Origin of the sequence: Empedobacter sp. UBA7494 (assembly GCF_002478465.1) — a bacterium.
GTDB classification, from domain to species: domain Bacteria; phylum Bacteroidota; class Bacteroidia; order Flavobacteriales; family Weeksellaceae; genus Empedobacter; species Empedobacter falsenii_B.
The window spans coordinates 1-20,564 of record NZ_DLOC01000094.1 but is presented as its reverse complement, the minus strand read 5'-3'; the positions used below and the strand labels follow the sequence as shown (position 1 = coordinate 20,564).

At 31.2% G+C, this 20,564-nt stretch carries 18 protein-coding genes and 1 tRNA gene; 7 read left to right on the top strand and 12 right to left on the bottom strand.

The window, feature by feature from the left end; translation table 11 throughout:
• Window positions 1-124: 124 nt before the first annotated feature.
• Window positions 125-1,894, bottom strand: coding sequence for a signal peptide peptidase SppA (gene sppA, locus B4E95_RS11250; protein ID WP_291051109.1), 1,770 nt, complete (start codon window positions 1,892-1,894; stop codon window positions 125-127).
• Between the two features lie 49 nt (window positions 1,895-1,943).
• On the opposite strand from sppA, the gene folK reads away from it, so the two are divergent.
• Both folK and B4E95_RS11240 read left to right on the top strand, forming a co-directional pair.
• Window positions 1,944-2,333 (top strand): 2-amino-4-hydroxy-6-hydroxymethyldihydropteridine diphosphokinase, encoded by a 390-nt coding sequence (gene folK, locus B4E95_RS11245; RefSeq protein ID WP_291091590.1) that lies wholly within the window; start codon window positions 1,944-1,946, stop codon window positions 2,331-2,333.
• Window positions 2,334-2,413: 80 nt separating this feature from the next.
• On the top strand, window positions 2,414-3,814 hold the full coding sequence (locus B4E95_RS11240) for an OmpA family protein (protein WP_291091588.1): 1,401 nt from the start codon (window positions 2,414-2,416) through the stop codon (window positions 3,812-3,814).
• 103 nt (window positions 3,815-3,917) lie between these two features.
• On the opposite strand, the gene B4E95_RS11235 is transcribed toward B4E95_RS11240, so the two are convergent.
• The 8 genes from B4E95_RS11235 to putP form a co-directional block, all read right to left on the bottom strand.
• Complete coding sequence (locus B4E95_RS11235) at window positions 3,918-5,285, bottom strand: exonuclease domain-containing protein (protein WP_291091586.1); 1,368 nt, start codon at window positions 5,283-5,285, stop codon at window positions 3,918-3,920.
• A gap of 4 nt (window positions 5,286-5,289) precedes the next feature.
• Complete coding sequence (locus tag B4E95_RS11230; RefSeq protein WP_291091584.1) at window positions 5,290-6,819, bottom strand: helicase HerA-like domain-containing protein; 1,530 nt, start codon at window positions 6,817-6,819, stop codon at window positions 5,290-5,292.
• Window positions 6,820-6,852: 33 nt separating this feature from the next.
• On the bottom strand, window positions 6,853-7,893 hold the full coding sequence (locus tag B4E95_RS11225) for an endonuclease/exonuclease/phosphatase family protein (protein WP_291051549.1): 1,041 nt from the start codon (window positions 7,891-7,893) through the stop codon (window positions 6,853-6,855).
• Between the two features lies 1 nt (window position 7,894).
• On the bottom strand, window positions 7,895-8,782 hold the full coding sequence (locus B4E95_RS11220) for a rhomboid family intramembrane serine protease (protein ID WP_291091582.1): 888 nt from the start codon (window positions 8,780-8,782) through the stop codon (window positions 7,895-7,897).
• A 3-nt stretch (window positions 8,783-8,785) separates the two neighbouring features.
• Complete coding sequence (locus B4E95_RS11215) at window positions 8,786-9,451, bottom strand: rhomboid family intramembrane serine protease (protein ID WP_291051543.1); 666 nt, start codon at window positions 9,449-9,451, stop codon at window positions 8,786-8,788.
• A gap of 81 nt (window positions 9,452-9,532) precedes the next feature.
• On the bottom strand, window positions 9,533-11,317 hold the full coding sequence (gene mutL, locus B4E95_RS11210) for a DNA mismatch repair endonuclease MutL (protein WP_291091580.1): 1,785 nt from the start codon (window positions 11,315-11,317) through the stop codon (window positions 9,533-9,535).
• A 205-nt stretch (window positions 11,318-11,522) separates the two neighbouring features.
• Window positions 11,523-11,804, bottom strand: coding sequence for a DUF2750 domain-containing protein (locus tag B4E95_RS11205; RefSeq protein WP_291091578.1), 282 nt, complete (start codon window positions 11,802-11,804; stop codon window positions 11,523-11,525).
• A 99-nt stretch (window positions 11,805-11,903) separates the two neighbouring features.
• Window positions 11,904-13,403: a sodium/proline symporter PutP gene (putP, locus tag B4E95_RS11200; RefSeq protein ID WP_291091576.1), complete on the bottom strand. Its 1,500-nt coding sequence runs from the start codon at window positions 13,401-13,403 to the stop codon at window positions 11,904-11,906.
• 76 nt (window positions 13,404-13,479) lie between these two features.
• Between putP and B4E95_RS11195 the strand changes: the two genes are divergently transcribed.
• Genes B4E95_RS11195 through B4E95_RS11185 form a run of 3 tightly spaced genes read left to right on the top strand, consistent with a single transcriptional unit; the run spans window position 13,480 to window position 16,990 of the window.
• Window positions 13,480-15,483 carry a thioredoxin domain-containing protein gene (locus B4E95_RS11195; protein WP_291091574.1) on the top strand — a complete coding sequence of 668 codons (2,004 nt, stop codon included), beginning with the start codon at window positions 13,480-13,482 and terminating at the stop codon, window positions 15,481-15,483.
• A gap of 14 nt (window positions 15,484-15,497) precedes the next feature.
• Window positions 15,498-16,052, top strand: a complete 555-nt coding sequence (locus B4E95_RS11190) for a DNA-3-methyladenine glycosylase I (RefSeq protein WP_291091572.1) — start codon at window positions 15,498-15,500, stop codon at window positions 16,050-16,052.
• Window positions 16,053-16,102: 50 nt separating this feature from the next.
• Complete coding sequence (locus B4E95_RS11185; RefSeq protein ID WP_115001523.1) at window positions 16,103-16,990, top strand: DMT family transporter; 888 nt, start codon at window positions 16,103-16,105, stop codon at window positions 16,988-16,990.
• Between the two features lie 60 nt (window positions 16,991-17,050).
• On the opposite strand, the gene B4E95_RS11180 is transcribed toward B4E95_RS11185, so the two are convergent.
• The 3 genes from B4E95_RS11180 to B4E95_RS11170 are packed head-to-tail and all read right to left on the bottom strand — an operon-like array spanning window position 17,051 to window position 19,239.
• On the bottom strand, window positions 17,051-17,989 hold the full coding sequence (locus tag B4E95_RS11180) for a hypothetical protein (RefSeq protein ID WP_291091570.1): 939 nt from the start codon (window positions 17,987-17,989) through the stop codon (window positions 17,051-17,053).
• Entirely contained in the window at window positions 17,986-18,438 is a 453-nt protein-coding gene (locus B4E95_RS11175; protein ID WP_291091568.1) for a GNAT family N-acetyltransferase, read from the bottom strand. Before B4E95_RS11175 ends, B4E95_RS11180 begins: the two co-directional genes overlap by 4 nt.
• Window positions 18,439-19,239: an SDR family NAD(P)-dependent oxidoreductase gene (locus tag B4E95_RS11170; protein ID WP_291063007.1), complete on the bottom strand. Its 801-nt coding sequence runs from the start codon at window positions 19,237-19,239 to the stop codon at window positions 18,439-18,441. It lies immediately after the preceding gene.
• Between the two features lie 121 nt (window positions 19,240-19,360).
• Between B4E95_RS11170 and B4E95_RS11165 the strand changes: the two genes are divergently transcribed.
• Window positions 19,361-20,254 carry a lysylphosphatidylglycerol synthase transmembrane domain-containing protein gene (locus B4E95_RS11165; RefSeq protein ID WP_291063005.1) on the top strand — a complete coding sequence of 298 codons (894 nt, stop codon included), beginning with the start codon at window positions 19,361-19,363 and terminating at the stop codon, window positions 20,252-20,254.
• Between the two features lie 126 nt (window positions 20,255-20,380).
• Window positions 20,381-20,455, top strand: a tRNA-Val gene (locus B4E95_RS11160).
• The last annotated feature ends 109 nt before the right edge of the window (window positions 20,456-20,564 follow it).

Sequence of the window (20,564 nt, the reverse complement as noted above, 5' to 3'; positions counted from 1 at the left end):
ATAATAAATTTAGATGATTATAAAAGAGAATTTAATTTTATTATCAACTAAATATTTTTACTAAAATAGTAAGATTTTAACAATAAAAAAGGGTTAAAAATATTTTAACCCTTTTTTATGATTTTTATTGAATTTGAATATCGTAAGGTAGCCTAACTTGAACACCTTTTTGCTCATTCATCATCTTTATTTCTTTGTAAATTCGGATTCCGTCCGAACCTAATTCTTTTGCAATTGCTGCCTCAGTATTTTTTCCTTGAAGATTATCCATAAATTCTTCAAAAGAATCTTTTCTTTTTGGATAATTTTCTGTCGAATATTTTTCTATTTTAGCCAATTTAGCTGCTTCTTTTATCGCTGTATCTAAACTTCCAAAATCATCTACCAAACCAATTTGTTTTGCGCGAGTTCCAGACCAAACACGTCCTTCTCCTATTTTGTCAACTTGCTCATACGTTAACTTTCTATTTGTAGCAACGTGGTTTACGAATTTTCCATAAATCAATACGATTGATTTTTGCATCGTATTTTTTGCTGTTGGTGATAATGGTGTTGTCAAAGATTTTAACTGATCTGCATTTGCATTCGTTTTTACTTCATCAAAATCTAATCCGAAATTATTGAATAATTTTTGCGCATTTGGGATCATTCCGAAAACTCCAATCGAACCAGTAATTGTATTTGGTTGAGCATAAATTTTGTCAGAAGCTTGTGCAATGTAATATCCACCAGATGCTGCAACATCACCAAAAGAAACTACGATTGGCATTTTTGTTTTCAATTGCATCAATTCATATAAAATTTCTTCTGATGCATTTGCGCTACCTCCAGGAGAATTTACACGTAAAACTAAAGCTTTGATTTTATCGTTTTGACTGATTTTGCGAATCGCATCCACATAAGTCTTCGATTGAATACCATCAAAACCATCCCCTTCAGTAATTGTTCCAGATGCATATAAGACTGCAATTTTATCTTTTTCAGATTTATCTGATAAGGTTTCAAAATAATCTTCTACTTTTATGGTATGTTTTTCAAGAACTTCAAAATCAGTTTTTGATTTTTCTTCTTTCAGACCAAGTTTTGTGAATAACATTTTTTGATATTCATTTTCTTGTGCCAATACATCATAAATCTTATTTTCTTTTCCTGTTTCTGGGATGAAAGCATACAAACTATCTGTTACTGTAGTGAATTGTTCAGGAGAAATTTTACGCGATTTTGTAATCGAGTTTGAAACATTACCCCACACATCATTCAATAATTCTGACAATTGTAATCGATTCTCATCAGACATATTTGTTCTCATATAAGGCTCTACTGCACTCTTAAATTGTCCGTGACGAATCACCTGAAAATCTACACCATATTTATCTCCTGCATTCTTGAAGAACATAATATTAGAACTTAAACCTTGTAATAAAGTTCCTCCCAAAGGATTTTGATAAATTTTATCAGACACACTACTTATATAATATGACAGCTGACTTCCTGAATTAGAATATGAATACACAAATTTTCCAGATTTCTTAAAATCTTCTAGTGCATTACGAATATCAGTCGCTTGCGTAGCTCCACCAGAAAATTTATCCAATTTCAGACTAATTCCTTTTATTTTATCATCATTCTTCGCTTCTTCAATTGAATGAATAATATCTTGTAAAAAAACATTTGGACTTTCTGACATATCAAAAATAGAAACGGAACGATCCATATCACTTTCCATAATTGGATCTTCCAACGAAATTTCTAAAACAGAACCATCTTTCACACTTTTTGTTGGAGCAGATAATGCTGAAACAAATATCAACACGAAAAGTAGTATGACAAATACACTAATCGTTAATAGATTTCCTATGATTGTTGAGAATACTCTCCCGAAAAAGTTTTTCATTTTTAATTTATTATTACTTTTGCTCTATATGTCGCAAAATATAGTCATTTTGTTACTCGGTACAAACTTAGGTGACAAAAAAAATAATTTAGAAATCGCTAAAAACCTTATAAACAAAGAGGTAGGTAAAATAAATAAAGAATCAAATATTCTTGAAAATAAAGCTGAAGGATTTACTACAGATCATTTATTCTTAAATCAGAAAATAGAAATCAATACAAGTTATTCTCCATTTGAGGTTTTGAAAAAAATTAAAGATATCGAACAAAAAATGGGAAGAATCTATTCTAAACCCAAAGAAAATGAAAGTTACGTTGATCGCTTAATAGATATTGATATATTATTCTATAATAAACTTTTAATCAATTGTAATTACTTAAAAATTCCTCATCCTCAGAACTATTCTAGAGATTTTATCAAAAGTTTATATTTTTATTAAGATATTAACTATTAATTCATTAGTTTTGTAAAATTATATTAAGATATGCTTTATATTAGTTATAAAAATAATTCTAACCTATGAAAAAACTTTTATCTTTATTAATCTTAGGTGCTGCGGCTTGTGCTAGTGCACAGACCAAGTACGATGAAAAACCATTCAACAACAGTAAAAAAGAATTTAATGATTGGTCTATTTCTGCTTTTGGAGGATTGAACGCATTACAAAATACAGACTTAGTATCTTGGATGGGCGGAGGATACTTTACTCCTGGATATGATTTTCAATTTCAAGTCAATAAACAAATCTCTCATGCTTTTGGTCTAAGCTTACAATATCAATTAGGACAAACGAGACAAAAAGGAACCATATATGACAATACCCCTTGGGGAAATGCTTATCAAGGAAAAGCTCATGGAAAAACAAAATATAATGGAATTTCTGTTTTAGCTGATATTAACGCATCTAATCTATTAAGAAGAGTAGATAATAAAACTGAATTTAAATGGGCTATGCATTTATATGGAGGTTTTGGTATATTAGGCTTTAAAGCTTATAGACAACATTTTTATGGATCAGGTAATGATTACGGTTTAGTTACTGATCAAAAATTATCTGACAAATCTGTTTATGGTCAAGTAGGAGCTGGTTTACGTTATAAATTAAGTGACAAATTAGATCTTGAATTACGTGGAATGTACGTAATGTCTGGTGACGAAGAATTTGATGGATCAGGAAAACCAGAAATTGGATATTGGACAGCAGCAGATGTTGAAGAAGGTCGTGATGATAATATGTTTACATTATCTTTAGGATTACATTATAAAATTGGTAAACATAAAGATGCATTACAATGGGTTTCTCCTATAGCATACAAAGCTCCTGTAGAACAAACTCCTTTCGAATGTATTGACGAAGATCGTGATGGTGTTTGTGATCAATGGGATAAATGTCTTGGGACTCCAGAGGGAATTCGTGTCGATGGATCAGGATGTTCTTTAGATTCTGACGGAGACGGTATCCCAGATAGTGAAGATAAATGTCCTACAATTCCTGGAACTCCAACAAATGGTGGGTGTCCTGAAAAAGTAATCAGAATTTCTGGTGAAGATGTTGCAACGACAATCAATGCATACTTAGAGGGTATCGAATTCGATTACAACTCTGATCGCATTAGAGAACAATCTTATGAAAAATTAAATCATGCTTCTGAGGTATTATTAGCAAATCCAGATTTCAAATTCGTAGTGGAAGGTCATACAGATGCTGCTGGTGGTGTTGATTATAACCAAAAATTATCTGAAAGACGTGCTGCTTCTGTTGTTCGTTACTTAGCTAACAAAGGTGTTGACACAACTAAATTGTCGTCTGTAGGAAAAGGTAAATCTGATTTAAAATGGCCAGAATGTAATCCTGTTACAAACTGTCCTGCTTGGAAAAACTTAGAAAACAGACGTGTAATTTTCAAAGAAATTAAATAGTCTAAAATTTAATCATACAAAAAAAGCTCAGTTAATATTAACTGAGCTTTTTTATTATTTTATATTTATATTTTCTTCTTTTAAAGAATATTAATCGAATTAATTATTCAATAATAACGATTTGATTAGAATTAGAAGAAACTTTATACAAAAAGTATTTGAGCATATTTTTTATTTCTTCCGTTTCTTTAATCGGAATTAAGATATTATGAATCTTCTCTAGCGTTTTTATTTGATGATGATATTCGTAATAACCATATCCTTTAAATTCTCCATTCTCAACTAAATAAAATGATTTTTCAATTCCTTTTCGTCCTTTATCAATAATCAAAAAAGTTTCGGAAGGATATTCAGTTGTTTTAATAAAACTTTGAATTCGTTCATTATAAACTTCTTTAGATTCCTCTTTTACACAAGCTCCATTGCATTTATTTACTTTATATTGGAAACAAGATTCATCAGATTTAATTCCCGCATTTACTTGTTGACAAAGGTTATAATCATGGACGATTTTTTCTAAAACCTCTTTAGCACGTTCTTTAGTTTTAAATTTCAAAACAGGTTGTACTTTTCTAACTTTCCCTATTTCTAATCTCGAATAACCACGTTTAGATTCTAAATAATATAATCCAAAAGGATAAACTTTATTCTCTACCAACTTTACGTTATACATTGGTTGATTATTTAAAACCTCATTATTCTCCTTAATTGCGGCAAGAAAACCACTTCCAGTTTCTTCGAATTTTATAGAACGAGTATAACGCTTAAGTTTATTTGCTTTTAGAGTTTTGGATGTAAAAATTTGATTAATAGATCGCGCAATATTATTGCTTCGACTAATATAAATAAGTTGTTTTCGGCTATTGTATAAATAATAAACTCCGATAGAATTAGGTAAACCTTCAAGAAGTTTCTGATATTTCGAATGTGCTTTTTTAGGTTGTTTTAAACCTGTTTTCTTCGTGATTATTTTCTCCGAATCTTTATCTAACAATAACTTAAACAAAGAAATTGTCGCTCTTGCATCTCCAGAAGCTCTGTGTCTGTCTGTCACTACAATTCCAAGCGATTCGCATAATTTTCCTAAAGAATATGAAGGTAATCCTGGAATTAATTTTTCGCTATATTCGAACGTATCAATCCATTCTTTTTCGTAATTATAACCCAAACGATCGAATTCTTGTTTCAGCATTCTATAATCAAACATTACATTATGCCCAACTAAAATACAATCATCTGTAATCTCAACTATACGTTTTGCTATTTCGTGAAATTTAGGCGCTGTCAGCACCATTTTATCCGAAATATGCGTTAATCTTTGTACATATTGGTCAATCTTTTTTTCGGGATTGACTAATGATATAAACTGATCTACAATTTCTTTTCCATCATATTTATACACCGCAATCTCTATGATTGACTCTTCTCCTACTTTTCCGCCAGTCGCTTCTATATCTAAAATCGCGTACACGTGCTTATTTTTTTCCTTTTAAAAAATTAGTTAACATTTTCATTCCAAAATCCATCAATTTTCGAGTTGCAGTACGACTTACATCACGCACAACAGGATTATCTGTCCAATCTTTTTCCTTAGGAACACTTCTTGTTGAAGTTGCTTTAGCAGCAGGTTTCTCTATATTTTTTTGTTGTTCTAATTTTTTCGATAAAATTTCATTTGCAGATTCACGATCAATATCTGTTGCATATTTAGTCACTAAATCTGAATTTGAGGTAATCGTATCGATTTCATTTGAAGTCAAAATATCCATTCTCGAATTCGGCGCTCGCATATACGTATACGCCAAAGGAGTTGGAATACCTTTTTCATCTAAAGCCGTCACAAAAGCCTCTCCAATTCCTAATTGCGTGATTACTTCATTTGCTTTGTAATAAGTTGTTGTCGGATAGTTTTCGATAGCTTTTGTTATTTCTTTTCGATCTTTCGCAGTAAAACCTCTTAACGCATGTTGAACTTTAAGCCCTAATTGACTCAAAACCGTATCAGGAACATCACCAGGAACTTGCGTTACAAAATATAATCCTACACCTTTTGATCGAATTAATTTTACCATTGTTTCAATTTGATTCAATAAAGCTTTTGTAGCTTGCTTAAAAATCAAATGTGCTTCATCAATAAAAATAACCAATTTCGGTTTATCAGAATCTCCAGATTCAGGGAATTGAGAATAAATTTTATTCAATAAACTCAACATAAAAGTTGAAAATAAATTGGGCTGATTTTGAATATCAATCAAACGAATAATATTTACAATTCCTTTTCCGTCTTTCGTTTTCAATAAATCTTGAACATCAAAACTTGGTTCTCCAAAAAACTTTGTTGCTCCTTGTTGTTCTAATGCAACAATTTTACGCAAAATAGCTCCCAAAGACGCTGGTGCAATTGTTCCATAATTCGAATTTAATTCTGATTTTCCTTCATCGGAATCTGTCACATATTGCAAAACACGTCGAATATCCTCCAAATCAATCAAAGGTAAATTACGATCTTGACAATATTTGAATATAATTGAAATAATACTTTCTTGTGTTTCATTCAGTTCTAAAATTTTACTGAATAAAATTGGTCCAAAATCACTTACAGTCGCACGAAGTCTTGCTCCTGGTTCATCAGAAATAGACAAAAATTCGACAGGAGAAGCTTGCGGATCAAAAGGCAAATTAAGCGATTCCATTCTTTCTTGCGCATTTTTATCTTCCGAATTTGCAGCTGCTCCAATCCCTGATAAATCTCCTTTGATATCCATCAATAATGTTGGAACGCCTTTTAAAGAAAGTTGCTCTGCGATAATCTGCAAAGATTTTGTCTTCCCAGTTCCCGTTGCACCACCAATCAACCCGTGACGATTCATTGTTTTTAGCGCAACTGAAATTTCAGCTTCTTCTACAATTTCGCCATCTAATTTGGCTTTGCCTAAAATTATTTTATCGTTTTTAAAAGAATAACGACTTTGTATCTCTTGAATAAAGCTTTCTTTCTGGTTCATTTTGATTGATTATTGAATAAATATAGGAAAAATTTATTCTGAAATTTTATATTTTACAGCTACTGGATAATGATCCGAGAATTTTTTTCGAATAACATGTGCCTCAATAGGTTTAAATAATTTAGAATGAAATAAATAATCAATTCTAATTGGAAATTTAAATCCATGAAAAGTTGTCGCATTTCCTTTTCCAACTTCTATATAAGAGTCGTGAAGATATTTTTTCAACTTCTCATATTCGTAAGAAACTGGAGTCGAATTAAGATCCGTTCCCAAAATAACTGGATGACGCGAAGATGTGATATATGGAATAATCGCTTCTAACTGTTTTTGATGTTTTTGCATTCCTTGCACCAATTTTAACTCAACTTTTCGACTCGAAATTTCAGCAGTTCGCGAATCATCAGACTGAATAATTTCTTTCACCATCGCTTTATCAATGTACATTGGCTCAAGATAAACATTAATCACACGAATCGTATCATTTCCCAAATCGATATCAGCATAAGCGGCAAGTCCATTCAATTCTTCATTATCATCAGGTGTTATTTTTTTTGTTTGAATAATAGGATATTTACTATAAATTGTCAATAAACCATAAAATTCTGAATAATAATTTTTGAATTCTTTATTTTTTAGACTTTTCTGTTGACCTTCATATGCCTCTTGAAGCAACATAATATCAGCTTTATTCTTAATCAAAAGCTCTTTTGTTCCTTCTTCTTTAAAACCATGTACATTATATGTCAATACAGATAAATCAGCTTTTTTGTCTTCAACTTTATTGAATTGTATAATTGGATATGAAAGATAAATAGGATAAAATAATCCGGCTGAAAGAACCAAAATTAATAAAAAATGTCGCCAGCTAAACAGTAACCAATACAGTAAAAACATTGCTCCGAATGCAAATAATATTGGGAAACCGATCGAAATGAAGTTAAAATATGGAATTTCTGTAGGCGTAAAAATTTTATTTAAATAGACACAATAAGCCACTAACAAAAAAACGATATTAATTGTTAGTACTAAACGATTGAAATAATTTAGTTTAAACTTACTGATTATACTCATTTTATCTACCTTCTCTAAACAGAAAGTCTTTTTCTTCTTTAGACAAACTCTCGTAACCTGAACGAGAAATCTTATCTAAAATTACATCAATTTTCTTTTGTTTTTCAACTTTTTGATGATTAAAATCGTAATCATCTTTCGGAACATTTGATCGCGAAGAAGTTGAAGAAGTATTTTTATATGTTTTGAAAGTTGATTTCTCTTTTTTCTTAAATAACTGCTCTATTTTGATAATAAAGTTACCTAAAAAATCATTTCCTCTCTCAAATTGTTTCATATAAAGATAACCAAAAATAGCACCTCCCAAATGCGAAATACTTCCGCCTGCATTTTGATTGGCAATAATATTATACACATCGAATGCGATAAATACATAGCCAACATACAATAATGGAAATGAAGTTGGAATTAACAACAAACGAACAGGCATTTTCGGATTATACGAAATCATTGCAAAAAACACCGCATAAACCGCTGCCGAAGCACCAACTAATAAATGTGAATAATTGAATATATTCTGAAACAATAAAAAGAAAATTCCACCAGCGATTCCTCCAAAAATATAGAATGTAACTAAATTTCGATTCTGAAATTGTTGCAAAAACATTTGCCCAACGAAATACAACAAAACCATATTCATTATCAAATGAAAAAGATTGCCATGTAACCAAGAATATGTTAGGATTTGCCAAGGTCTGACAATCAAATCATCGAAAGATGACAAAGCAAACAAACCAGTTGTTGTAATCGTAGAATTTACTACCGTTCGAAGAACAAAATCAATAATTAACAATGTGAAAAACACCACAACGTTAATGTAAATCAACTTTGTTGCACTATTTCCTGATGAATATTTTAATTTTAAATCGTCTAAGATATTATTTGCCATTTTTTAATTCCATCTATATAAATTCTTTTTCCAATATCTTGCTAACAAGAAACCAATCAATCCACCTCCTAAATGCGCAAAATGTGCTACATTTCCGATATTTTGATATCCCATATAAAACTCAATTAACACCATAATTGGAATAAAATATTTTGCTTTAATTGGTACTGGGAAAAAGATTAACATTAATTTTTCGTCTGGATATAAAACCGCGAAAGCCAATAACAAACCATAAATAGCACCAGAAGCACCAACCATTGGTGTTACATAATTTGTCAAAAGTTCTGACGCAGCTTGATTATTTTGAATAATTGAATTCGTATGATATCCACCTTGCATATTTAATTTTGCAGCTTCATAAATTTGACTAAAACCTATTCCTTGCGTTTGAACAGCATCTTTTAACTGCTCTATTTGAAAGTAATTAACTGCATTAAACAATATAAAACCGCCTAAACCAGCTAACAAATAAAGCGTCAAGAATTTTTTTGGTCCAAAAGTTTGTTCAACCACAGAACCAAACATCCACAATGCAAACATGTTAAACAAAATATGTGAAAAGTCGGCATGCATAAACATATGCGTCAAAATTTGCCAAAATTTGAAGTTGGGAGATTCTGGATAAAAAGCACCTAAAATCACTCTCAAATCGATTTGTCTAGTCTGCATAAAAACAAATGTTGCAAAAAAGAACAAACCATTAATAATAAGTAAATTCTTTGTAATCGGTGGAATAGATTGTCTCATCTCTTATTGTAATGTTTTTTTGATATCAGCCGTATTCATCTGCACAAAAATTGGGCGTCCGTATGGCGTATAATTCGGATTTGGTAGTCTTAGCAATTCTTCGACCAAAGTTTGCATTTGTTCAGATTTTAATGAAACTCCTTTTTTAACAGCCGCATTTTTTGCTAAAATTTTTGCAAACGTATTTTCTAATTCAATTGATTCTTGGTATTCCAATTCCTCGATAAAATCCATAAAAACAGACACAACATCCTCTTGTTGCACATCAACAGGAATCGCATTAATCTGTATCGCTTCTTCATCCAACGATATATCAAAACCAAAACTCAACAATTGATGTTCTACATTGATTAATTTCTGACGATCATTTGGCGAAAGTTCCAACTCTATCGGGAAAAGCATTTGTTGTACCAAAGCACTTCCATTATTTGAATGTATAAATTTTTCGAATAATATTTTTTGATGCGCGCGATGTTGATCGATGATTAACAATTCGCCAAGATATTCAACAACCAAATATTGATTCATCCATTGAATTACTTCAAAACTATCATGAAAATCTTCAGATTCAAATAATTGATGCGCATGATTATTTTCAATTTCTAACTCAACAGCATCTTTATAAAAATCCATATTCGCACGAATATCAGATGGTTTCGGCGCTCTTGTTTGTTGATGCTCGAAAGGGTTAAAACTAGAATCAACCGTAATTTCTGGCATTTTAATTTCCGTATCTTCTGTCGCTGACGGAATAAAAGCCCAGTTTGGGTCTTGTTCAAAATCCAACGAAGGAATTACATTAAATTGTCCCAAAGCGTGTTTTACAGCAGCTCTAAGAATAGTAAAAATCAATGCTTCATCCTCAAATTTAATTTCTGTTTTAGTTGGATGAATGTTAATATCAATTTTTGACGGATCAATTTCTAAATACAAAAAATAAGAAGGACTATATCCCATTGGCAACAAACTCTCGAAAGCGTCTACGATTGCATTATGCAAATATCCGCTACGAATAAAGCGATTATTCACAAAGAAAAATTGTTCGCCACGCGATTTTTTTGCAGCATCTGGTTTCCCCACAAAACCTTTCACTTTTACAATTTCTGTATCTTCTTCAACGGATATAATTTGTGAACTTAATTTTTTTCCAAAAATTTGTGCAATACGTTGTTTCAGATTTCCGGCTTTCAAATGATAAACCTCTGCATCATTGTGATGTAAAAAGAAACTAATGTTTTCGTGCGCCATCGAAACACGTTGAAACTCATCTTGAATATGACGAAATTCAACTTGATTTGATTTTAAGAAATTACGACGAGCAGGCACATTATAGAAAAGATTTTTTACCGAAATAGACGTTCCAGCTGGACAAACAACAGGATCTTGGTTGCGAACTTCTCCGCCTTCAATCACCAATTGCGAACCAACCTCATCCTCTTCTCGACGCGTTTTCGTTTCTACCTGTGCAACCGCAGCAATCGACGCCAAAGCCTCTCCACGAAAACCTTTTGTATGAATATTATAGATATCCTCTGTCTTTCTGATTTTTGAAGTTGCGTGACGTTCAAAAGCCATTCGAACATCCGTCACACTCATTCCCGAACCATTATCAATCACTTGAATCAAGCTTCTGCCAGCATCTTTTACAATTACCTGAATAGAAGTTGCACCAGAATCCACCGCATTTTCAATCAATTCTTTTATCACAGAAGCTGGTCGTTGTACAACTTCTCCTGCGGCAATTTGATTGGCTACATGATCTGGCAGTAATTGAATAATATCGTTCATCTTTTCGTATAAATTGATTTAATTTTGACTATTTTTTTAATCAAACTTTACAAATATACAAACAAATCTCTCTTTTGACCTTATTCTCTACAAGTGAAACTTATCAACAATTTTTTAAGTTTTAAGTTTTAACTTTTGAATAATAAATTCATAATTTTCAGCAATAAAAAAGGTAAACAAATGCCTCTACCTATTTTTTTATATTTCATTGATATTGTTCTAATTCATCTTTTAAGTCCCTAGCGAATTCTTCTAAACTAACGACAAAACCAGTTTTATCTGTAGGAAAAACATTTATCAATAAATTATTTTCATCAATATAATCAAAAAGAGTTTCTTCGAAATCATCTAAAGTCAATTTCAATATTTTGCAATTTTTCCAACCATCATTTTTTGTTAATTCAGCAAATTCTTTCGCTGACCAAATTGGAAATATTTTTTTATCATTAATTATAGAAATAGCATAATTACCATCAGGAAAAATCATTATATAAGCAGTTTCCCCGTCAGCAATTTTTCGAATAAATATTGATAGCGCTCAAAATGATTTAACTTTAATATATTTTCCATTTCTTTTGGATGCATGTTAATTCTCTTTCAAAACAGCTTTCATTTCATCAAATTCTTTGTCAATTTCTTTATTAGGTTTTTGAGTCATTAACGAAACGACATAAATTGCGATAACCGAAGATAAAAACCCAGGTATCATTTCATACCAATCTTTGTAATCGTGATTTACATAAACCCAAGCTAAGACAACAATTCCTCCTGTTAACATACCTGCTAAAGCTCCTTGCCAAGAAGTTTTTTTCCAAAAAAGAGAGAAAACGATTACTGGTCCAAATGCAGATCCAAATCCTGCCCAAGCATTTCCAACTAAATTTAGAATAGAATCTTTTGGTGTTAATGACAACAACACCGCGATAAATGCTACAATTAAAACCGATAAACGACTTGCTGTTAATAACTGTTTTGGTGTTGCTTTTTTGTTCAAAAATGCTTTGTAAATATCTTCTGTTAACGAACTTGATGTTACTAATAATTGTGAAGAAATTGTACTCATTACAGCTGCTAAAATTGCTGATAATAAAAATCCACCAACTAATGGATGAAACAAAACACGTGAAAAATAAATAAAAATCGTTTCTGCTTCTGTTTTAGACCCATCAAATTTTAACATTGTTGTTTGATCAAATTTCATTAAATATGCGATACCAACTAAACCAACTAAAAGTGCTCCACCTACTGTAAAAATCATCCATGTAATTCCAATATCTTTAGCTTTCGCTAAATCTTTCGGGTTTCCAATCGCCATAAAACGTACTAAAATATGGGGCTGACCACAATATCCTAACCCCCAAGCCATCAAGGATAATATACTAATTGTTATTGTACCTTTAAATAAATCTAAATATTTATCGCCTTTATCATTAATCAACGAAAAGGTTTCACCAACTCCACCAATTTCAGAAATTGCTACAATCGGAACAATAACCAAAGCCAAAACCATAATCGTCCCTTGTACGAAATCAGTTAAACTTACCGCTAAAAAACCACCTAAAAAAGTGTATAATACAACTACAAAACTTGTCATCCAAAGTCCAGTCATATAATCTAATCCAAAAGCAGATTCAAACAATTTGCCTCCAGAAACCATTCCAGCAGAAGTATATAATGTAAAAAATATTAAGATTAATATTGAAGAAACAATTCTTAATAAACGCGATTTATCTTTGAAACGATTTTCAAAAAATACGGGTAATGTAATCGAATTTTGAGCGATTTCTGTATAAATTCGTAATCGCGGTGCGACAAAAATATAGTTCAAAAAACATCCTATTGTCAATCCAATTGCAATCCAAGCACTCGACAAACCTGTAAAATACATTGCTCCTGGAACGCCCATTAACAACCAACCACTCATATCAGCAGCACCAGCAGAAAGCGCCGTAACAGCTGCTCCCATTTTCCTTCCTCCAATCAAAAAATCTTCGGAATTACTTGTTGACTTTCGGTAGGAGTAAATCCCGATTCCAATCATCAGAGCCATATATGCGCCAATAGAAATGTATTCGTAAATGTTCATGTGTTTTAATTTTTATCGAAAATATAATTTTTCGTCCACAAAAAATGTACGAACTTTAAATTTCTAAACAAGAATCATGAATTTTCAACAAAATAATCTAAAATCAGCGACAAGTCCGTATTTGAAACAACACGAAAATAATCCTGTTTGGTGGCAAAGTTGGAGTGACGAAGTTTTGATTCATGCAAAAAAAGTCAACAAACCTTTGCTTATTTCAATTGGATATTCAGCTTGTCATTGGTGTCACGTGATGGAACATCAATCTTTTGAAAACAAAGAAGTTGCAAAGGTAATGAATGATAATTTTGTTTGTATTAAAATTGATCGTGAAGAACGCCCTGATTTAGATGCTTTGTACATGAATGTTTCGCAAATAATTCATCAATCTGGTGGTTGGCCGCTGAATATTTTTGCCTTGCCTGATGGTCATCCTTTTTATGGCGGAACTTATTTTCCAAAAGTTCAATGGATTGAATTATTAGAAAATATTAATCATTTATATCATCACAATCAAACTAAAACAATGGAATATATCAACTCTATTGCGGATGGTTTGAATAAAATGGAGACGATCGAATTAAAATCTTCTTCAACTTTTTCAACACTTAAAATTGATGAAACATTTGAATTTTGGCAACAACAGTTTGATGATGAATGGGGAGGTTTTAATCGTGCACCGAAATTTATGTTACCAAATGCTTGGGAAACTATTTTACGATATGGTATACAAACAAAAAATGAAAATTGTTTGATTCAGACCAAAATTACATTGGACAGAATGGCCTTTGGTGGAATTTACGATCAACTAAAAGGTGGTTTTTCTCGCTACTCTGTCGATCCGTATTGGAAAGTTCCACATTTCGAAAAAATGCTTTACGATAACGGACAATTACTTTCACTTTATTCGAATGCGTATAAAGTTTATGAAGAAAATGAATATAAAACAGTTGTCGAAGAAACGATTAATTGGTTGAAAGATGAAATGCTTTCGCCTGAAAATGTTTTTTATTCTGCTATTGATGCCGATTCTGAAGGTGAAGAAGGAAAATATTATGTTTGGAAATCGGATGAATTGAAAACAATTTTGAAAGATGATTTTGACTTATTTCAAAAATATTACAATGTTGATGAATTTGGAGAATGGGAACATGGTAACAATATTTTGATGAGATTGACAGATGACGAAGATTTTGCATCTAAAAATAATATTTCAGAAGAAAAGCTTCAAGCTAAAGTTAATGAATGGAAAAAAATCCTTAATCCAATTCGTGAACAGCGCATCAAACCTCATCGTGACGAAAAAGTTTTAACTTCTTGGAATGCGCTAACCATAAAAGGTTTGTGTGACGCATTTATCACTTTTGAAAATGATGAATATCTTGATTTAGCAAAAAATGCAACTAATTTTATTTTAGAAAATCAATGGAATGGTGAAATCTTGTTCAGAAATTATAAGGATAATCAAACAACAATTCCAGGATTTTTGGATGATTATGCGTTAATAATTGAAGCATTAATCAAGCTTTATGAAGTTACTTCGGAAATGCATTATTTAGAAACTTCTCAAACCTTAACAGAAGAAGTTTTTAATCAATTTTATAATCACAAGAATAAAATGTTTGCGTACAAATCTCATTATGATACGCCTTTGGTTAATGAAACATTTGAAATTTATGACAATGTTATTTCATCTTCAAATTCGGTAATGGCAAATAATTTGTTCAAATTAGGGAAGATTCTCAATCAAGAAAAATACATTGAACAAGCGAAACAAATGTTAACCAATATCGAAGAAAAAATTCACGATTATCCAACTGGTTTTGCAAATTGGATTCAGTTGTATCTAAATTTCGCTTATTCGTTCAAAGAAATTGTAATCGTTGGCGAAAATGCATTAAAATTCTCGAAACAAATTCAACAATGTTATGTTCCGAATGCAATTTTAGTTGCTTCAAAAACCGAGAATTTAGAAATCACTCAAAACCGATTCATCGAAAATAAAACTTCCATTCATATTTGCGAAAATTATACGTGTCAATTACCAGTTTATTCGGTTAAAGAAGCTTATAAAAATATTTAGAAATTTAAAAAACCATGGAAAAAACACGTTGCGCTTGGGTAAATAAAGACCAAGATTACATCGATTATCACGATAACGAATGGGGAAAACCTGTAAAAGATGATAAAATTTTATTCGAATTTTTGATTCTCGAATCTTTTCAAGCAGGATTAAGTTGGTTCACAATTCTTAAAAAGAGAGAAAATTTTAGAAAAGCTTTTGCTGATTTTAATGTAGAGAAAGTAGCCAAATTTGATGAAACTAAAATTGATGAATTGGTACAAAATGAAGGAATTATTCGTCATCGAGGAAAAATTTCGGCAGCAATTAATAATGCAAAATTATTTATAGAAATTCAAAAAGAATTTGGTTCTTTTTCAGATTTTATCTGGAAATATGTTGATGGAAAACCGATTATCAATAATTGGAATTCGATAAAAGAAGTTCCTGCAACAACCGAAATTTCGGATCAAATTGCAAAAGATTTGAAAAAACGTGGCTTCAAATTCTTTGGTTCAATCACTATTTATGCGCATATGCAGGCGACCGGAATGGTAAATGACCATACAACAGATTGTTTTTGTAAATAACAACTCAATAAAATCATCTGAAATGTGCATCTTTGCGCAAACTTAGAAAAATGAAAATCGAACTAAAACATTGGATCATCCTTGGCGTTTTGGCGCTAACTTGGGGAAGCTCGTTTATTCTCATCAAGCAAGGATTGGTCGCATACACACCATATCAAGTTGGAGCATTACGACTAACAATTGCAGGAGGAGTTTTGGCAATTTGGGGAATTCCAAGTCTATTTAAGATTCCGAAAAACAAATTAAAATACGTTGCATTGGCTGGTTTCTGCGGAAATTTCATTCCAATGTTTTTATTTCCAATGGCGCAAACACACGTTTCTAGTTCAACGGCTGGAATTTTAGATTCTTTAGTTCCATTATTTATTTTACTATTTGGAGCCTTATTTTTCAATATCAAAGGAACTAAAAATCAAGTTTTGGGAGCTATAATCGGATTTATTGGAGCTGTTTTATTAATTGGTGGCGATGGTTTTTCTGGCGAAAATAGTCTTTTACATTGTTTATTAATTGTATTAGCAACCGCACTTTATGGAATGAATAGTTTAATCTTAACACGCTATTTAAACGACGTTCCATCATTTCAATTATCCTCGGCTTTATTCACAATTTGGTTATTACCTTCAATTTTCATTTTAATTATTTCAGGATTTTTTGATGTATTCGAAGGAACTGAACAACAATTAAAAAGCTTAGGTTTTGTTGCTATTTTAGGACTTTTAGGAACTGCTTTAGCGATGATACTATTCTACCGATTGATACAATCTACAGGTTCGATGTTTGCCTCAATGGTGACTTATTTAATGCCCGTAGTTTCTGTTTTTTGGGGATTTTTGGTTGGAGAAAAAATAATGTGGATCCATTTATTTGGATTCGGAATGATTTTATCAGGCGTTTATTTAACACAGAAAAAAGAAAAAAAAGTTGAAGTAATTTAGATTAAACATTACTTCAACAATAACTAAAAATCTCGTAAACCATTTGGTTTACGAGATTTTTTATTTTATATATTTTTTCAAATCTTTTGCTAATTCTTTTGTAAAAGCATCCGCACCTTTGTAATTCATGTGCGTTGTGTTATAAAAGTATTTTTGATTAAAACTAATCGAATCAGTCGAATAATCTAATAACGGAAGATGATGCTTTTGTAATGTTGTTTGATAACGATTAATCACTTCTTCTCGATTCAACATGTAATCTTGACCTTTATAAAATTCGGGCGAAATTGTAAAAATTAACTGAATATTTTCTTGTTCACATTTTGCAATTAATTCTTCTAACAAAGCATAATCTGAAAAGTCAAAATCAGAGTTTTTCTTTTTCATTTCCCCCCAATCAACATTCCATTTTCGGTTATATGATTTGAAACCATCATCACGAAAAAGTCCGTCTTTATGCAGTTTTTCTTTCTTCGCCCTTACAATTTGATCTTTCCAATACATTTGATCTCTGTAACGATAAAGCGGCACTATAAAATCGACCAATTTTGTGTTTTTATATTCTTTTAATGTACCATAAAGTTTAAAATTCCACAACATAAAAGGTGCATATTGATTTGGCTGAAAAACTTCATCAATGTGTGAAAACGAAAAAGTATCTAAATTCCAAACAACTATTTTTGGTTTTGGATTATGATTCAAATACAAATTGAAACGATACAATTGCATTTTGAATTTACTTCCGTTTAATCCAAAATTATGCGTGGTCAGTTTTAAATCTTGTTCTAAAATATTCGGATTAATTTGAATAAATGCTCGAGAAGAACCAAAAATAGCCAATTCAACATTCGTTTTTCCTTCTCTTATTTGATTCCATTCTTGCACTTCTCCGCTAAACAAAGCCATTTTTTTGAGTTGATTCGAATAATAGACATCAACCAAAACTAATACAATGAAAGCTGAAAATAGTGTAATGAAAAAGTATTTTAAGAATTTCATTTTCTCAACATTTCGATATGTGGGATATCGTCTTCTAAATATTCTTCCGAAACTTGTTCAAAACCAAACGATGAATAAAACTCTTTCAAATAAGATTGAGCAGAAATTCTAATTTCAGATGTTTTAAATTGATTTTCGATGACTTGAACCGAATTTTTCATCAATTGTTTTCCTAATCCATAACGACGAAACTTTTGATTCGAAATTACACGACCAATTGAAGGTTCATTTTCATACGAAATTCCTTTTGGTACAATTCGAGAATACGCTGCAACCTCATCTCCAATTGTTGCCCAAAGATGTCCACAAACCAAATCCTTATCATCGCAATCTTGGTAAATACAATCTTGTTCAATCACAAAAACTTCGTTGCGTAATTGTACAATTTTATATATTTCTTTCGATGTTAAATCATCAAAAAATTTGTAATGCCAAATAACCTCTCCCATCTAATCTAATTTTGAGTATTTTGCAATAATATTTTCGAACATTTTTTGAGGTAAAATATTTTTCAAGGTTACAGAAAATTTCTGCATCGATTTTCCAATATAATAATGTGGTTTCAAATTCTTCTGAGCCAAAATATTTTCGATAATCGGAATCAAATCTTCTGTTGGTGTACCATCTTGCACTTCGTGATCGATATCGGCAACCATTGCATCGTATCTTTTTTGATAAAATTTTGAAACAAAAGTTTTCACACGACCTTCTGCAATATTAGTTTTGATATCTCCAAAATTCAACGTAGCAATTTCTACTCCTGTATGTCGATTTTCTAATCGTGCAGATTCTATCAAACGATCTATCATCGATTTTGAAGCAGAATAATATCCTCTAAATGGCAAACCATTGTTACTTGCAATAGACGAAACATTCAGAATGTAACCATTTTTCTGAAAACGCATCTTAGGCAAAACCTCTTGCATCGTATAAATTGGTCCATACACATTAACATCCAACAATTTCTCGATATCAGTTTTAGTTGCATCTTCCACAGCACCTAACATTCCAATTCCTGCATTGTTAATCAATACATCAATTTTATCATTAGTTTCAGAAAAAATTTGTTGAAAACTACGTTGTACATTTTCTTTATCAGATACATCTGTTGCAATATGCTTAAATCGTTCTTCTCCTTTAGCCGTTCTTGACAATCCGTAAACTTGATGTCCTTTATCGTGAAAATAGTTAGCCAAAGTCAAGCCAACACCTGAAGATGAACCTGTAATTACAATAACTTTTGATTGCATGATTCGATTAATTTATCCGCAAAACTACATAATATCAGACAAATATTGGTAGATAAATAATTTTTTCAAAGATTAAACGAAGAATCTATAAATTTGTGCTATAATTTTCAAAAGAATTTAATTGAATCCGAAAACAAAAAAATACATCATAACAGCAATCAAATTAACCATTAGTATTGCTTTAATCTATTATATATTTTTTGTCAAACTGCATATCTTTGATATTTTCAGTCACTACAAAAATGCCAATTGGTTTTATATTATCATCGCAGTAATCTTGTATGTTATTTCTCAAGCTTTATCTGTTTTCCGATTAGATTATTATTTCCGAGACATTAACCTCGATTTATCATACAAATCAAATGCACGTTTGTATTTCTTAGGAATGTTTTACAACACTTTTGTTCCAGGTGGAATTGGTGGTGATGCATATAAAGTTTATGTGTTGAATAAAAACTATAAAATCAGTCTGAAAGAAATTTCTCAAGCTGTTTTTCTTGACAAAATTATTGGACTTGGTGCCATGTTGTTAATCATCATCTTCCTAATATTTTTCTCAAATCTTACTGATTATCCTTGGATACAATATGGTTCATTAACCCTTTCTTTGGTTGGTTTTATAGCTGTTCCATTTATTTTAGGAATGATTTTCCCTATTCATAAAAAAACTTTCTATAACTCGATGATTTATTCGATTGTATTACAATTGATACAAGTTGGGATGTTGTATTTCGTTTTAGAAGGGTTAAATATTCATCCAGAAAATTTCAGTATTTATTTATTAATCTTTTTGGTTTCTGGGATATTGTCAATTATATCATTTAGTGGTTTTGGAATTAGAGAAGCAGTATTTATGTATGCAGCACATCGATTCAATTTTGACGAAACTTTAGCCACTAGTGCGGCTTTTATTTTCTCTATCATTACCATTTCTATCTCATTTATCGGAATAATATACCTCTTCAAAGGGGTGAAAATTGAAGAGAAAAAGAAAAAGACAAAAATTTCTTTTTAAAATCTAAAAAATTATTTATTTGAAATGAAAAGAGTTAAGGTTTGTATGTGAATTTTATTTTAATTTTTTCATTTTAACTATTTGGATTATTCAAAAACAGCCCTATATTTGCAATCCAATTACGAAGGTCTCTTAGCTCAGTTGGTTCAGAGCACCTGCCTTACAAGCAGGGGGTCACTGGTTCGAATCCAGTAGGGACCACATAAAGACAATAGGAAGTCTTTTAAATAAAACTCTAAACAAGGTCTCTTAGCTCGGTTGGTTCAGAGCACCTGCCTTACAAGCAGGGGGTCACTGGTTCGAATCCAGT